The organism is Streptomyces sp. NPDC048172 (assembly GCF_043202595.1).
Lineage (GTDB): Bacteria > Actinomycetota > Actinomycetes > Streptomycetales > Streptomycetaceae > Streptomyces.
Genome location: NZ_JBIDAT010000006.1, coordinates 570,678 through 585,686, shown reverse-complemented (window position 1 = coordinate 585,686; position 15,009 = coordinate 570,678). Strand labels below are relative to the sequence as shown.

Annotated in this window: 15 protein-coding genes; 7 read left to right on the top strand and 8 right to left on the bottom strand. The window is 74.9% G+C overall.

Translation table 11 applies throughout. The features are described from left to right. Positions 1-122: 122 nt before the first annotated feature. Positions 123-773, top strand: a complete 651-nt coding sequence (locus tag ACGF3A_RS28395) for a TetR/AcrR family transcriptional regulator (protein WP_393733183.1) — start codon at positions 123-125, stop codon at positions 771-773. A gap of 31 nt (positions 774-804) precedes the next feature. On the opposite strand, the gene ACGF3A_RS28390 is transcribed toward ACGF3A_RS28395, so the two are convergent. Next, entirely contained in the window at positions 805-1,251 is a 447-nt protein-coding gene (locus ACGF3A_RS28390; RefSeq protein ID WP_393733182.1) for a GNAT family N-acetyltransferase, read from the bottom strand. 130 nt (positions 1,252-1,381) lie between these two features. Between ACGF3A_RS28390 and ACGF3A_RS28385 the strand changes: the two genes are divergently transcribed. Then, on the top strand, positions 1,382-3,199 hold the full coding sequence (locus tag ACGF3A_RS28385) for a GAF domain-containing protein (RefSeq protein ID WP_393733181.1): 1,818 nt from the start codon (positions 1,382-1,384) through the stop codon (positions 3,197-3,199). 9 nt (positions 3,200-3,208) lie between these two features. Here the strand turns inward: ACGF3A_RS28385 and ACGF3A_RS28380 are convergent, their stop codons facing one another. From ACGF3A_RS28380 to ACGF3A_RS28370, 3 genes are all read right to left on the bottom strand, one after another. Beyond that, entirely contained in the window at positions 3,209-3,982 is a 774-nt protein-coding gene (locus ACGF3A_RS28380) for a response regulator (protein ID WP_393733180.1), read from the bottom strand. A gap of 99 nt (positions 3,983-4,081) precedes the next feature. Then, positions 4,082-4,732: a CBS domain-containing protein gene (locus ACGF3A_RS28375; RefSeq protein ID WP_393733179.1), complete on the bottom strand. Its 651-nt coding sequence runs from the start codon at positions 4,730-4,732 to the stop codon at positions 4,082-4,084. A gap of 96 nt (positions 4,733-4,828) precedes the next feature. Then, on the bottom strand, positions 4,829-5,584 hold the full coding sequence (locus tag ACGF3A_RS28370) for a CBS domain-containing protein (RefSeq protein WP_393733178.1): 756 nt from the start codon (positions 5,582-5,584) through the stop codon (positions 4,829-4,831). 279 nt (positions 5,585-5,863) lie between these two features. Between ACGF3A_RS28370 and ACGF3A_RS28365 the strand changes: the two genes are divergently transcribed. From ACGF3A_RS28365 to ACGF3A_RS28355, 3 genes are all read left to right on the top strand, one after another. Further along, positions 5,864-6,373: a DUF4232 domain-containing protein gene (locus tag ACGF3A_RS28365; protein WP_393733177.1), complete on the top strand. Its 510-nt coding sequence runs from the start codon at positions 5,864-5,866 to the stop codon at positions 6,371-6,373. A 238-nt stretch (positions 6,374-6,611) separates the two neighbouring features. Then, positions 6,612-7,715 carry an alpha/beta hydrolase fold domain-containing protein gene (locus ACGF3A_RS28360; RefSeq protein ID WP_393733176.1) on the top strand — a complete coding sequence of 368 codons (1,104 nt, stop codon included), beginning with the start codon at positions 6,612-6,614 and terminating at the stop codon, positions 7,713-7,715. Between the two features lie 75 nt (positions 7,716-7,790). Beyond that, on the top strand, positions 7,791-9,158 hold the full coding sequence (locus ACGF3A_RS28355) for a cryptochrome/photolyase family protein (protein ID WP_393733175.1): 1,368 nt from the start codon (positions 7,791-7,793) through the stop codon (positions 9,156-9,158). 94 nt (positions 9,159-9,252) lie between these two features. On the opposite strand, the gene ACGF3A_RS28350 is transcribed toward ACGF3A_RS28355, so the two are convergent. Beyond that, positions 9,253-10,242 carry a MerR family transcriptional regulator gene (locus ACGF3A_RS28350; protein WP_393733174.1) on the bottom strand — a complete coding sequence of 330 codons (990 nt, stop codon included), beginning with the start codon at positions 10,240-10,242 and terminating at the stop codon, positions 9,253-9,255. A gap of 94 nt (positions 10,243-10,336) precedes the next feature. On the opposite strand from ACGF3A_RS28350, the gene ACGF3A_RS28345 reads away from it, so the two are divergent. Beyond that, positions 10,337-10,972 carry an RNA polymerase sigma factor gene (locus ACGF3A_RS28345; protein WP_393733173.1) on the top strand — a complete coding sequence of 212 codons (636 nt, stop codon included), beginning with the start codon at positions 10,337-10,339 and terminating at the stop codon, positions 10,970-10,972. Here ACGF3A_RS28345 and ACGF3A_RS28340 read toward each other — a convergent pair. Further along, positions 10,881-11,177 carry a hypothetical protein gene (locus ACGF3A_RS28340; RefSeq protein ID WP_393733398.1) on the bottom strand — a complete coding sequence of 99 codons (297 nt, stop codon included), beginning with the start codon at positions 11,175-11,177 and terminating at the stop codon, positions 10,881-10,883. The genes ACGF3A_RS28345 and ACGF3A_RS28340 overlap by 92 nt on opposite strands. A gap of 123 nt (positions 11,178-11,300) precedes the next feature. On the opposite strand from ACGF3A_RS28340, the gene ACGF3A_RS28335 reads away from it, so the two are divergent. After that, a complete protein-coding gene (locus tag ACGF3A_RS28335; protein ID WP_393733172.1) occupies positions 11,301-11,879 on the top strand; it encodes a dihydrofolate reductase family protein in 579 nt (192 codons plus the stop codon). Positions 11,880-11,919: 40 nt separating this feature from the next. Here ACGF3A_RS28335 and ACGF3A_RS28330 read toward each other — a convergent pair whose 3' ends face one another. Continuing rightward, positions 11,920-12,765 carry a class I SAM-dependent methyltransferase gene (locus ACGF3A_RS28330; RefSeq protein WP_393733171.1) on the bottom strand — a complete coding sequence of 282 codons (846 nt, stop codon included), beginning with the start codon at positions 12,763-12,765 and terminating at the stop codon, positions 11,920-11,922. A gap of 55 nt (positions 12,766-12,820) precedes the next feature. Next, on the bottom strand, positions 12,821-14,812 hold the full coding sequence (locus ACGF3A_RS28325; protein ID WP_393733170.1) for a hypothetical protein: 1,992 nt from the start codon (positions 14,810-14,812) through the stop codon (positions 12,821-12,823). Positions 14,813-15,009: the final 197 nt, after the last annotated feature.

The following is a 15,009-nucleotide window of genomic DNA, read 5'->3' as shown; positions in this document are numbered from 1 at the left end:
TTCTCTAAATTCAGGCTAGAGTCGGCGCCCGAGCGGGACAACGGGTACTCGACGAATGGCTGGGAGTCATGCCTCCGACCCACACGGATCAGCCGGGCGGGCCGAGCGAGTCGGCTGCGCCGGTGGGACCGGTCGGACCGGTCGAGCCGGTCGAGCCGGTCGGTGACCATCGAAGGGGGCCGCGCCGCCGTGGCGCGACGCTGGAGAGCGCCATTCTGAACGCGGCCCTGGAGGAGCTCGCCGAGGTCGGCTACGCCGGGCTGACGATGGAGCGGGTGGCCTCCAGGGCGCGTACCGGCAAGGCCGCCCTGTACCGCCGGTGGTCCAGCCGCGCCGAACTCGCCGTCGACGCCTGGGCGGCGCTCCGCAGCCGCGAGGCCGACCCGCCCGACACGGGAGACCTGCGCGGCGACGTCGTCGCCGTGCTGCGCCACCTGTCCGAGAGCATGGCGGGGACGCACGGTGACATTCTCCGTGGGCTGCTCACCGAGATCGTGCGGGACCCGGAGTTCGCCCGGACCGTCAGGGAACGGACGTCCACCCTCGGCCCCGGAGCGATCCAGTGCGCCCTGGGGCGCGCGGCCGAGCGGGGCGAGATCCAGTCGTGGGTGCTCACCTCCCGGCGCGCCACCGTGGCCGTCGAACTGCTGCGCAGCCACTACCTGCTGCACGGGACCCCGGTCCCGGACGACGTCATCGCCGAGATCGTCGACGAGGTCTACCTGCCCCTCCTCCTCGCCCCGAAGGGGAACGCGGAACCGAAGGCCGAGTAGGACTCCCTTGCCACGGGCCACGGGCCCCGCGCTACGGCCGTACGGCGAACCGGTACCGGTAGACCCGCGAGTCCCGGAGCTCGAAGCCCAGGCGCTCGTAGAGCCGGTTCGCCGCCTGCCGGGACGGGCGGGAGGTGAGGTCGACGGTGCGGGCCCCGGCGGCTTCGGCGAGGCGCAGGGCCTCCTGGGTGAGGGCCGCGCCCACGCCGTGGCCCCGGGCCGCGTCGTCGACCACGACGTCCTCGATGCGGCTCCGCACCCCGGACAGCAGCGGGACCACGAGCAGCGTCAGCATGCCGACCGCCCGGCCGTCCCCGGTCCGGGCCAGCAGCAGCGTGCCGGCGTCGCCGCGCAGCAGCCGGTCCACCGACGCGCGGTCCGGTGTCCCAGCCGTGCCCGAGAGTTGCGGCAGCAGGCGCGCCACTGCTTCGACCACCTCGTCGGTCGCCTCGCGGACGACCTCCACCTCGACGCTCATGCCCGTGGACCCTACCGGCCCCGGGCGTTCGGGCCCTTCCGCCGCTGCCCGTACGGCGGCAGCATGGCGTGCCTGCGGGGGATGCCGAGAGCGGAGAGCCGACTGCCGGGCCGATCGGGGTGGGGCGGGGATGATGGAGAGTGGATCCGGGGGCGGAACCGGAGTGCCGCGGCTGCGGCTGGACGAGCTGCTGGAGGAGCTGGAGCGGCGGATCGGGGACGTGCGCGGGACGCAGGACCGGCTGCACGGGCTGCTGGAGGCGGTGCTGTCGATCGGGCGCGGGCTCGACGTCTCGCAGGTGCTCAAGCAGATCGTCGAGGCGGCCGTCGTCCTCGTGGACGCGCAGTACGGCGCGCTGGGCGTGGTCGACAAGGCGGGGGAGGACGACCGGGGGCTCTCGCAGTTCCTGACGGTGGGGCTGGGGCCCGGGCAGGTCGCGGAGATCGGCGAACTGCCGCGCGGCCACGGCATCCTGGGCGAGCTGATCCGGCACCCCGAGCCGCTGCGCCTGGAGGAGCTGTCGCAGCACCCGGCGTCGTACGGATTCCCGCCGGGGCATCCGCCGATGCACTCCTTCCTGGGCGTGCCGGTGCGGGTGCGGGACGAGGTGTTCGGGAACTTCTACCTGACCGAGAAGCGCTCGGCCAAGGAGTTCGACGCCGAGGACGAGGCCGTGCTCTCCACCCTCGCCGTCGCCGCCGGGGTCGCGATCGAGAACGCGCAGCTGTACGAGGAGGCCAGGCGGCGCGAGCAGTGGTCGGCGGCCGGGGCCGAGGTCATCGGCGCGCTGCTGTCGGGCGCGCCGCGCGGCGAGGTGCTGGATCTGATCGTGGAGCGCGCGAAGTCCGTGGTCTCCGCCGACCTGGCCGCCGTCGTGCTGCCGGTGGAGGGGGGCGAGGGACTCCGTACGGGGGTGGCCGAAGGGCTGGGCGCCGAGGCGTTCCGGGGACCGGCGCGGGGGTGGCACGACGGCTTCGTGGAGGAGGCGTTCACCGCCGGGGGACCGGTGGCGAGCACGGACGTACGGCGCGATCCGCGCGTGGGGGAAACGGGGGCGGCCTGGGAGGGGCTGGGGCCCGCCGTCGCCGTGCCGATGGGTACGGACACGGGTGCGGGCGTGGGGGAGGGCGCGCGCGGCGTGCTGGTGCTGGCGCGGGCGGCGCGCGGAGTGCCGTTCGCGGAGGCCGAGATCGCGCCCGCGCTGGGCTTCGCGGGCCAGGTCGCGCTGGCGATGGAGGTGGCCGAGCGGCGCCGGGACGCGGAGGCGATGGCGCTGCTGGAGGAGCGTGACCGGATCGCCAAGGACCTCCACGACCTGGCGATCCAGCGGCTGTTCGCCACCGGCATGACGCTGCAGAGCGCGCAGCGGCTCGCCGACCGCCCGGAGATGCGGGAGCGGCTGACGCGGGCGGTACGGGACCTGGACAGCACCATCAAGATCATCCGCTCGACGATCTTCGGCCTCCAGACGCTCGACCCGGAGGGCGAGCAGGCCGGGCTGCGGGCCCGTACGGCCGAGACGGTCGAGGAGGCGGCGCGGATGCTGGGCTTCACCCCGGCGCTGCGGATGGAGGGGCTGGTGGACACCTCCGTGCCGGTGCCGCTCGCGGACCAGGTGGTGGCGGTGCTGAAGGAAGGGCTGAGCAACGTCGCCCGGCACGCGGAGGCGAGCGCGGTGGACGTCCATCTGGCGGTCGGTGACGGCCAGTTGACGCTGTCCGTGACCGACAACGGGCGGGGCCTGCCGGAGCATCCCCGCCAGCCGCGCCGCAGCGGCCTGCGCAACCTCGCCGAGCGCGCCCAACGGCTCGGCGGCGCCCTGGAGCTGGAGCCCCCGGACGGCGGCGGGGCCCGGCTGCGCTGGCGGGTGCCGCTGCCGCGGGGAGCGGGAGCGGAGTCAGGGGCGGAGGCGGGGGCTTCGGACCAGGACGAGGGGGACGGCTCGTGAGGAGCCAGGTCACCTTCCTGGCCGGCCGGGCGTACCACCCCCGTCGTCCGGCGGGTCGTCCAGGCCGCTCGCGAGGACGGCTGCCTGGACGCGGCGCTGGACGCCGAGCTTGCTCAGGAGCCGCGAGATGTTGTTCTTGACGGTCTTCTCCGAGAGGTAGAGACGTTGGCCGATCTCCCGGTTGGTGAGGCCCTCGCCGATCAGCCGGAGGATGTCCTGCTCGCGGGGGGACAGTTCGGCGACCTTCGCGTCCCGCCCGGACCGCTCCGGCGGCCCGGACCCCGCACCCCCGCCCGCGCCCGTTCCCGCCGCACCCGTGCCCGCACCCGTCCCCGTACGCAGGGAGCGCATCAGCAGGCCCGTGGCGGTGGGGTCGAGCAGGGATCCGCCGGAGGCGACCGTACGGACGGCCTGGACGAGGTCGGCGCCCTCGATCTGCTTGAGCACGTAGCCCGAGGCCCCGGCCATGATCGAGTCGAGGAGCGCCTCCTCCTCGTCGAAGGAGGTGAGCATCAGGCAGGCGAGCTCGGGAAGCTGGGCGCGCAGCTCGCGGCAGACGGTGATGCCGTCGCTCTCGGGCAGCCGGACGTCGAGCACCGCGACGTGCGGGCGCAGCGCGGGGACCCGTACGAGGGCCTGCCCCGCCGTGGCCGCCTCGCCGACCACCTCGATGTCGTCCTCGACCCCGAGCAGGTCGGCCAGCCCGCGCCGGACCACCTCGTGGTCGTCGAGCAGGAAGACCCGTATCGGCTCGCTCCGCGAGAATTCTCGTGCGCCGCTCATGTGCCCCCTCCGGACGGCGGGTTCGCTCGGCCCCCACCAGCCTCCGCCGTGCGGCCCCGCGCCGCAACGAGCTGAACGGACCCCGTCGACGGGCGGAGGTCAGGCGTCGTCCGGGCCGACGAGGCGGCAGTCGGCCCGCACCACGCCCTCGACGCTCCGCACCAGATACGCCGCGAGCGGTACGAGCGCGGCGTCGCGCACCGTACCGGTGACCGTGACGACGCCGTCGGACGCGTCGACGCGCAGCGGCTCGACGGGTGCGGGGAAGAGGTCCGCGAGCTTCCCGCGTACCTCGTCCGCCAGCTCCTCGTCCGCGCGCAGGAAGACCTTCAGCAGGTCGCTGCGGCTGACGACGCCCTCCAGCATCCCGTCGGCGTGGGTGACCGGCAGCCGCTTGACCTGACGCCGCGCCATGATGCGGGCGGCCTCGGCGAGGGACGCGTCGGGGCGTACCGTCACCGCGGGCGTGCTCATCAGCTCCTCGGCGGTCGTGGCCCCGGCCTTCGCCAGCTCCGAGACGCGGCGCACCCGGCCCTCGGGGGAGGGCATGGTGTCGCGGAACTCCTCCTTGGGCAGCAGGTCCGCCTCGGAGACCACGCCCACGACGCGGCCTTCGCCCTCCAGGACGGGCAGGGCGCTGACCTTCCACTGCTCCATGATCTTGACGATCTCCTTGAAGCCTGCGTGGCGGCCGACGGCGACGACCGTATGGGTCATCACATCGCTGACGGTGCGCGGGACGTCGGACATCGGGTTCTCCAGTGTGTGTGCGCGTTCGTGTGTGCGCGTTCGTGTGTGCGCGTTCGTGTGTGCGCTGCGGTACGGGGCGATGCGGGGGCCGGGGTCTCACAACTTGCGCATCCACGCCTCGTCCACCCCGTCCGGCGACCGGGTGGTGACGGGCGGGAGGCGGGAGTCGTCGAGGCGATAGGTCAACTTGTCGACCACCGACACGACGCCGTCGATACGTTCCGTCATGTGCACGGCGATGCCGATCTCGCTGCGGCGCTCCACCTGGCCCTCCAGCGTCACGACGCCGTTCCGTACGTCGACGCCGAGTGCGTTCGGGGCCAGCCACAGGGTCCTGCCCAGCACCTCCTCGACGACCTCCGCGCGGATCTCCGGGTCCTCGCGGAGCAGGACCCGCAGCAGATCGTGCCGGGTGACGATGCCGGTCAGCAGGCCGTCCCCGTCGACGACGGGCAGCCGCTTCACCCCGTGCCGCGCCATCGTCCGCGCGGCGTCGGTGACGGTGTCCTCGGGGCGTACGGTCACGGCGGGTGCCGTCATGAGCCGTTCGGCCGTCGCGGCACGGGACTTGGCGGCATCGCGCCGTCCGGCGCGGCCCCGCGCCAGCCGCCGCAGCCAGGCCGGGGCGCTGTGCCGCTCCAGGTCGGCGCGGCGCAGGTCCTCCTGTTCGGACTGCCGGGTGAGCAGGTCGGCCTCGGAGACCACTCCGAGGACCCGCCCCGCCGCGTCCGTCACCGGCAGGCCGCTGACGCGGTGCTCGGCCAGCAGCTCCGCCACCCGCTTGAACGGCGCCCGGGCCTCCACCTGGACGACCTCGCGCGTCATCACGTTCTCGATCCTGCGGTGCTTCACGGGATCCACCTCACCGGGGTCGGAAACCGGTCTCTCCCCTCAGCCTCCGCCGCCGCAGTGCCCCGCCCCAGGGCCGGTCGGTGCCACCCGGGGGTCCACCCGGCCCCGCCCCGGAGGGCCGTTGCGACCGGGGGCGCCGAGCGGGTGCCGATCGGGCGTGTCGATCTTTCGTGACGTTTTCGGGACATTCTCCGTGAGAGTGACGGGGCAGGTCTCCTGTTGACCATGGTTCCGGCGGTGAACACCCGGCGGGGCCATCGAGCAAGGCAAGGAGTGTTCATGATGCGTATCCACCGGAAGATCGCCGCCGTGCTGGCCGTCACCGCGCTGGCGGGTGCCGCGGGTGGGGGAGTCGCGCAGGCTTCCTCGGGGACACCCGGCGACAGCGCGCCCTCCGCGTGCCGTCCCGCCAACCACCTGGCGAAGATCACCGACGGGGGCAACAGCGCGGGGCACCACCACTACCGCGTCACGCTCACCGCGCCGAAGGGGTACGCGCCGTGCGAGCTGGCCGGTGCGCCCACGGACGTACGGTTCTCGCACGACGGCAAGGACGTCGGCGTCACCCCCGAGCGGCGGGGCGGCAAGGGCGAGACGGTGACGTTCGGTCCCGGCCACCCGGTGCACTTCGACATCCAGGTACGGAACGGCGGACGCGGCGTTCCCGCTGACGAGGCGTCCTTCACGCTCCGCGCCCCGGACGGGGAGATCCCCGGCACCTCCGTGGCCGACGGCAAGTTCAAGGTGACCAGCGGCACCCAGGTCGGCCCGGTGCGGCCCGGAGCCTGACCCTCACGGGCGTGGCGGCGCTTCTCGGGAGCGGGAGGAGCGAGAGGAGCGGGAGGAGCGGGAGGAGCGGGAGGAGCGGGAGCGGGTGGCGGCAGCGGAGCCACCCGCTCCCTCGCGTCGTCGGGCAGCGCTCTCTGCGCATGACTTCACCGACCGGCCGACGTTCGCGAAGATTGCCATGGAGGCCCCGCTCGACCGCGCCTTGACCGTGCCTCGACCGCGACAGATTGGTGGAACAGTGAATCCGGAATCCACGGGAGCGATCGAACGGCCCGGACGCCTGGGCGACCCCGCCCTGAGCCTGGGCACCGACCCCCGGACCGATCCCCGGCTCGTCGACGCGCTGATCCCCGTGGGTCTCGGCGACAACACCGCGCCCGCCCCCCTCGGCCCCGGCGCTCCCCGGGAGCAGCTGCTCGAATTCGTCGCGGCGGCGGAGGCGGGCATCGAGGGACTCCTCGCCTCACTCGTCGACGGCCTGGAGCCGACAGCCGGGCTCGACCACACCACCGAGACCATCCGCGGCCCGGTCGGCAACGACATCCAGTTGTACGTGACGCGGCCCGCGGGCTCCTCCGCCCCCTTGCCCGGGATCCTGTACCTGCACGGCGGCGGCATGGTGATGCTGAAGGGCTCGGGCCCCGTCTACGCACGGTTCCATGACGGACTGGCCGCCAAGGGACTCGTCGTCATCGGCGTCGAGTTCCGCAACGGTGGCGGCGCGCTCGGTCCGCACCCGTTCCCGGCCGGTCTCGACGACTGCGCGGCGGCGCTCGACTGGGTGCACGGGCACCGCGCGACGCTGGGCGTCTCCACCCTCACCGTCGCGGGCGAGTCGGGAGGGGGCAACCTCGCGCTGGCCACAGCGCTCCGCGCCGGACGCGAGGGCAGGCTCGCGGCCGTCGACGGTGTCTACGCGCTGGCCCCGTACATCTCCGGTCTCTACGGTGCGAGCGTCGCGGAGCGCGAAGCGGCGCTGCCCTCGCTCGTCGAGAACGACGGGTACTTCATAGAGTGCGACGCCTCCGCGATCCAGGTCGAGGTCTACGACCCCGGCGCCAAGCACGCCACGGATCCGCTCTGCTGGCCCTACCACGCGACCGCCGAGGATCTGTCCGGACTGCCGCCCCACGCCCTCTCCGTCAACGAGCTCGACCTGCTGCGCGACGAAGGACTCGCCTACCACCGCAGTCTCGTCGAGGCGGGCGTCGAGGCCACCGTACGGACGGTGGACGGCACATGCCATGCGGGCGAGCTGATGTTCCAGACGGCCCTTCCGGAGCTGTACGAGGCGACCGTCGAAAGCGTGTACCAGTTCGCCGCCGGTCTGCCGCACCCCTGACCGAAGTGCATCCGGAGGGCGGCCGACGGCCGAAGGACAGGGCAGCACACGGTTCCAGGCAGCCCGGGAGCGCTCATGTCCACCGTCGTCGTCCTGTTCACCTCCGACCTGCGGGTGCACGACCATCCGCCGTTGTCCGCCGCGCTGCGCGCCGGACACCGGGTGGTGCCCCTGTTCGTGCACGACACGGGGGTGGCCGCCGCGGGCTTCGCGGTGCCCAACCGGCGCGCGTTCCTCGCGGACTGCCTCCACTCCCTCGACGCGGAACTCCGCGCCCGCGGCGGCCGCCTCGTCGTCCGCGCCGGGGACGTGGTCGCCCAGGTCCTCGCCGTCGCCAGGGAGGCCGAGGCCGTCGCCGTGCATGTGTCGGCGGGCGTCAGCCGTTACGCGCAGACCCGCGAGCGGAGGCTGCACGACGCGCTGCTCCGGGACGGCCGCTCCCTGCGGGTGTACGACGTCGTGACCGTGGTCCCGCCCGGGGCGATCGCCCCCTCCGGCTCCGACCACTTCGCCGTCTTCACCGCCTACCACCGCAACTGGGCACGCGTCGCCCCCCGGCTGGCCCTCCCCGCCCCGCCCCATGTGCCCGTACCGAGGGGGACGCGCTCCGATCCGCTGCCGTCCAGGGACCGTTCGGGCGCGGTCTCCCCGGGGCTGGCGGCGGGCGGCGAGGCGGAGGGCCGGGAGCGGCTCGACGCCTGGCTGAAGGACGGGATCGAGCGTTACGAGGAGCGGCACGACGACCTCGCGGGCGACGCGACCTCACGGCTCTCCCCGCACCTCCACTTCGGCACGCTCTCGCCGGTCGAATGCGTGCACCGGGCGCGCGCGACGGGCGGGGTCGGCGCCGAGGCGTTCGTACGGCAGCTGTGCTGGCGCGACTTCCACCACCAGGTGCTGGCCGCCCGCCCGGCAGCGGCCGTACGCGACTACCGGGGGCGGCACGACCCCTGGCGCACCGAGGTGAACGCCGCCGAGGACATCGCGGCGTGGCGCGCGGGCCGCACCGGCTACCCGCTGGTCGACGCCGCGATGCGCCAGCTCCGTCACGAGGGCTGGATGCACAACCGCGCCCGGCTGCTGACCGCGAGCTTCCTCACCAAGACCCTCTTCGTGGACTGGCGGATCGGCGCCCGGCACTTCCTGGACCTGCTCGTGGACGGGGACGTGGCCAACAACCAGCTCAACTGGCAGTGGATGGCGGGCACCGGGACCGACACGAGACCCCACCGGGTGCTCAACCCGGTACGGCAGGCCAGGCGCCACGACCCGGACGGCGCCTACGTACGCCGCTGGGTCCCCGAACTCGCCGAGCTGGCCGGGCCCGCCGTGCACGAGCCCTGGAGGCTCGCGGGCCTGGACCGTGCCCGTATCGACTACCCCGCACCGGTCGTCGAACTGGCCGACGGACTGAGCCGCTTCAGGGCGAGCCGGGGCCGATGACGGCCGGTCGGGAGAGCGGGGGTCGGGAGAGCGGAGGGTCGGAGAGCGCCCGGTCGGGAGAGCGGAGGGGCGGGCTGGCGGGCCGCCCGGCGCGTCAGGGTGCGCGCCGGGCCTCGCCCGCCGCGTCCTGCAGCACCGTGAGCGCCTCGCCGAGGCTCTTGGGGGAGGCCGTGCCGCTCACCCGCCGTCCGGCCCAGCCGGGACCGGCCGTCACCACCAGCGCGCGGCCGCGTGCGCCGCGCACGCCCCACACGAGGGAGCTCACCTGCCGGGCGAGCGGCTGGTTGACCGTGGCGCGGGACTGCGACCACAGCAGCACGGCCGCCGGGCCCGCGCGCCGTACCGCGTCCATCAGCGCCTCCACGGGCACCGCGCCGCCGAACATCAGCACCGGCACCGCGCGCTGCCCCAGCCCGGCGGCGAGCGCTTCGAGGGGCAGGGTGTGCAGCTCGCCCGGCACCCCGGCGAGCACGACCGGCGGCGCGTGCCGCTCGGCCCGGCGCAGGGGCACGCGGCGGAGGGCGGAGGAGATGTGCCAGGAGAGGAGGTGCTCGACCTCCACGTAACGCTCCCCGTACGTCTGCCACTTGCGGCCCACGGCCCGTAGCGCGGGCATCATCACGGCGTCCCACGCGGAGTGCAGACCGCGCGTGGCCAGGGTGGAGGCCAGCAGCTCGTCGAGGGTCGGCGCGTCCAGCCGCTTGGAGGCGCGCGCCAGACCACGGCACTCCTGCCGCCCGGGGGAGCCGGGAACGTCCGTACGGCCGGGAAGGGCGGGACGCGCATCGAGCCGGATGTCGGGGCGGGCGCCCGAGTGGGCGCCCGAGCGGGCGGCGCGGGCGGCCTCGGCGGGCGGGACGCCCCCGGAGGTGAGGCGGCACATCTCCTCGAGCACGGCGATGTCGGCGGGTCCCCAGCGGCGGTGCCGGTGGCCCTCCCGGTGGGCGGGGCCGATGCCGTAACGCTGGTCCCAGGAGCGGAGGGTGGTGGGCGCGACGCCCATGAGGCGCGCGACGGCGCCCGTGGCGAGACCCACGCCCGTGTCGGTGTACGGGGCTTCGGCGCCCCGTCCGTCGTCGGTCACGGGCTCACGATACGACGCACCAACGACGCGTGTTGGCCGCGTAGTCGGGCCGCGAGCAGATTCGGCTGACTCCCCCTCTGCACTAGGAGTCGCCATGACGGACGAGCCGTCGCCACCCTGTCCGACCCGCCCCGTCCGCACCCGTGCGGGGCTCCGTACGGAGGAGGAGCTGGGCGCGGCGCTGGCCGCCGGAGCGCCGGAGGCCATGGAGGCGCTGGAGGCCGTGCATCGCCGCTGGCGGAGCACGGTGCACGCGCGGGCGCTCCGCGCGCTGGGTGACACCGGCGAGGCCGAGGACGTCGCCCAGCAGGTCTTCCTCGCGCTCTGGCGGGGGCGGGCGGGCTACCGCCCCGAGCGCGGGCCGCTCGGGGCGTGGATCGCCGGGATCACCCGGAAGAAGACCGCCGACGCGTTGGAGGCCAGGGCGCGACGCGCCCGGGTGGCGCACGCCGTGGCGCGCTGTGCGGGCCCGGCGTGCGCACCCCGCCAGGAGGCGGAGGAACTCACCGACCGGGTCGTGCTGCGGCAGGCGCTGGCCGAACTGCCCGACCCCCAGCGCACCGTGCTCTCCCTCGCCTTCTACGCGGACCTGACGCAGGCGCAGATCGCCACGTCGACGGGGGTCCCGCTGGGCACCGTCAAGAGCCACGCCCGCAGGGGCCTGGCCCGGCTGCGCCGCGCGCTGGAACGGGGGCCTGCGAGGCCTGCGGGCGGGCGGCAGGGGCCGTGAGGACCGCGTCCGTGACGACGCCGAAGAGACGGTCCACGCGGGGTGCGAGCGCGGGCTGGTCGCCGAGCCACGCGAGGGCCCCGGCCAGCGCGAACAGGTCGGTGGCGTCGATGTCCCCGCGCGCCACGCCCTCGTCCTGCGCGCGGGTGAGGAGCCGCTTGCCGGAGGCGCGCGCCGCGCACGAGCGGGCCGCCCGGGGGCACATCCAGGGCAAGATCGTGCTCACGGTCGGCCCACGAGAGTGATCCACCGCCGATGAGTCCGGCCGGGCCCGGCGGTCCGTACCACCGAGAGGGAACCGACCGCACTCAACGACGAGGACGGCATCATGACCGCGACCTATACGTTCGACGTCTTCTCCAGCCTCGACGGCTACGGCACCGCAGGCGGGGACTGGACGGGCTACTGGGGCAAGCAGGGCCCCGAGCTCCTCGACCACCGCCTCTCCCTGTACGAGGCGGAGCAGCGGATGATCTTCGGGGCCACCACGTACCGGGACTTCGCACAGATGCTCGCCGAGAGCACCGAGGACTCCGACGTGCGCGACCCCTGGGTCACCCGGATGAGGAACCTCCCCGCGACGGTCGTGTCGAGCACCCTGGAGGAGCCGCTCGACTGGCCGGACGCGACCGTGGCGAGCGGCGACGCCGTCGACGTCGTCGCCCTGCTCAAGGAGAAGTCCGACGTGCCGCTGCGCTCGCACGGCAGCCTGTCGATGAACCGGGCACTGATGGCCGCCGGTCTCGTCGACTTCGTCCAGGTGACGCTCTTCCCGGTGATCACCGGCCGCACCGGCGCCGACCCGCTCTTCGCAGGCGGGGCCGACTTCGACCTCGAACTGATCGAGACCCGAACGCTCGACGGCCGCACCCAGGAACTGATCTACCGCCCCACCCTGCATCCCTGAACGACCCGTTCCAGGCCCTCCGCCTGTGCCGTACGGGCCGTCACCCCGCCCGGCACAGGCCACGCGCGAGCAGGGCCTTGTGAGGCAGCACCAGCACGCCGTCGGGGTCGTTGTCGCCGTCGGCGAACTCCTCAGCGAGGGAAGCGAAACGCTCCTTGATCTCCGCGACGACCGCGGGGGACTGCCCCGTCACCACCTGCCCGACCGTCGCGACTCCGGCGGCCGGACCGCTCCACCACTCCTCGCGGGTCGTCCGGTGGTCCCAGGCCAGGGTCTCGCCGACGACGTCCGTCAGCCCCGCCTCGGCCAGCAGCGCCACGAGGCCCTGCTCGGTGCGCGGAAAGTCCTCCTCGGGGGCGAGGGCCGGGAGATGGGCGGGGCGGCTCACGCCCGCCGCCTGGACGGCCCTGCCGAGCAGTGCCTGTCCGGCGGCCGGGGGCGCCGCCCACACCGTGACCGCGGCGCGCCCGCCGGGACGCAGCACCCGGCGCAGCTCCCGCACGGCCTCCCGGGGCCGCCCCACATGGTTGAGCACGAAATTGCCGATCACGGCGTCGAACGCCGCGTCGGGGAACGGGAGGTGGGGCAGCGCGGCGACATGAGCCTCGACTCCCGGCACCTCACGTGCTGTTCGCGCGACCATGTCCGGTGCCGCGTCCACCGCCGTCACCCTCGCTCCGCGCCCGTACGCGGCAGCGGCGGCGGTCCCGGTGCCCGTGCCCACGTCCAGGACCCGCGCCGGGTCCCGTACTCCGGCCCGTACACCTGCCGCGTCCAGGAGCAGCGGGACCGGGTACGCGCAGAGCTTGGCGAAGCTGTTCGCGTAGGCGTCGGCGCGTCCTGCCCACGTCCGGCGCTCGGACTCGTCGAAGGCCGTCCGCGTCATCCGGCCCTCCTCCCCTCGTCCAGGTCCTCTCGCCCCGACGCTAACGCCTCCACCGTCACCGGCAGTGTCGGGTCCAGGAGACGCACAGCGTGGCTCGGGTGTTCGTGTCGCGGAGTTCGCCGGTGAGGTGGGGGTGGGCGTCGGTGGTGCGGAGGCGCTTGTGGAGGGTCCGGCCGTGGGTTGTCGTCTCCGGGCCGCCGCGCAGGGCGAGGTCGGTGACGTCGCGGCTTCCGGCGGCCAGGACGTAGCGGTGGCCGGATCCGCTCTTCCATACGGTGCCCGCGACGAGGTGCTGGCCGAATCGGCCGCAGGCGGCCGTCGACCGGTCGCCGGCCACGAGCCGTGTGTTCCCGACCGGCTGCCGGAGCCGGACCTGGATCTCGCCGGGCCCCCGCCAGGTGGTGGCGCGGGTGCAGGACCACACCGCGTCGCCGCCGTTCTCGGGGAGGCGCTGCTCGGCGAAGTCCCAGACGTTGACCGCCCGTACGTCCTGCGCGTGCAACTCCGGCAGGCCGCAGGCCGTACGGGCCCAGGCGCGCAGCGCCTCGGGGCCCGTGGCCTCGCGCGGCTGGCGGGGCGGGGCGCCCTCGCCGGGCAGCGGGGTGTAGGAGAGGTGCGCGGGCGCGGCGCCGCCCAGGTCGGTCACGAGGAAGGCGTGCTTCTCCACGATGCGGGCGGAGGAGCGCAGTTGGAGCGCGGGCCAGGTGTCGCACGCCCCGCCGGAACGGGCGGCGGGGGTGGGGACGGGGGACGTGAGGCCTTCGCGCGTCCTCGTCAGGGGGCGGGCGGGCGTGTCCGGGCGCAGCAGGTCGCGGGTCCGCGCCTCCGCGATCCACGGCGCCGTCAGATACCACACCCGGCCGTCCTCGCGCCCCATGGCCACGGCGGCGGCGGTCGTCACGTCCGCGTCGTCGACGCGCGTGAAGCCGAGCGTCCGGGCACCGCCCGGGGAGCGCGGCTCGCTGTAGCGGATCAGCCGCTCGGGGGCGTGCAGCAGCACCACCGCCCGCTGCCCCACGTCCCCGGCGTACAGCAGGCGTACGCCCGCGCGCACCGGGTCCGTCCCGGTGCCGTCGGCGGCGGTGACGCGTACGTCGCGCGGCGGGTCCTCCCACGCCGCGAGCGCGCGCGTCAGCAGGTCCTTGTCGCCGGTACGCGCGCCCCGCGCGGGCCACGCGGTGAAGTCCACCCGGGCGGTGTCGGCCCACGCGTCGCGCGGCGTGCGCGCCAGCTCGTCCGGCGCCGCCACCACCCCCCGGAGGGTCGGGGACGGGTCGGAGCCCCCGGGGCCGGTCACGCCCAGGACCACCGCCCCCGCCGTGGCCGCCGCGCCGAGGAGCAGCGCGAGGCGGAAGCGACGGCGGCGGCGCCGCAGGTCGGTGGGGCGCGTGCGGAGGGAGCAGGCGTCGAACGCGCCGGCGGCCCAGGGGTGTTCGTGCCCGTCGGAGGAGGCGGTGGCCTCGGTGGGCGCCGCCTCTTCCAGGGCGTACGAGGCGGACAGTGCGGTGGCCGGGTCCGTCGCTCCGGCGGCGGCCAGCAGCGCCAGGGTCTCCTTGTCGTCCATCCCTTCGAGACGGCGCAGTACGAACGCCGCCCGCGCGGGCGCGGGGACCCCGGTGAGCGCCCGGTCGAGCGCTGCCTCGTCCGGCCCGCCCGGGTGGGGGAAGAGCCGCAGCCCCCAGACGCGGGGCAGCAGGGGCCGGAACGCCCCCGGGGACAGCAGGCGTTCGGGCCAGCCGCGCGGCTCCTCGTGGGCCAGCACGGCGCGCACCACGCGTTCGCGCAGCACGGCGGTCCCGGCCGCCGCCGCGGCCGGACTCCGCTGGGCGGGGACGCGCGCCGCGGGCTTCGGGGAGCGCACGCGGGGCAGCGCGCGCTGCACGAGGCCGTGCGCGATCAGTACGCGGCGGTGCTTGCCGAGGTCGGCGGGGAGGACGAGATAGGCCAGCCGGACCCAGCGGGCGTAGTGCCCGACGAGCGCCGATTCGGCCTGGTCGGGGGCGAGACGCCTGCTGGTGGTCCGGGGCTGGCGCGGGGGAGCGGGCATGGGCAACTGGCCTTCCCGAGGCGGATCCCGGCTGTCGACCGCCGACGGCCGTCGCCTTCGTCGCTCGGCCAAACGAGTGAATTTCCCCGGGGTCACCGCCTCGTACGCCCGTACACGGGTCCGTACACGGATCCGCGCACGGACCCGTGTACGGGTCGGCTCCGGCCTCGTCACCGATGAGGCCGGAGCCGGGAGCC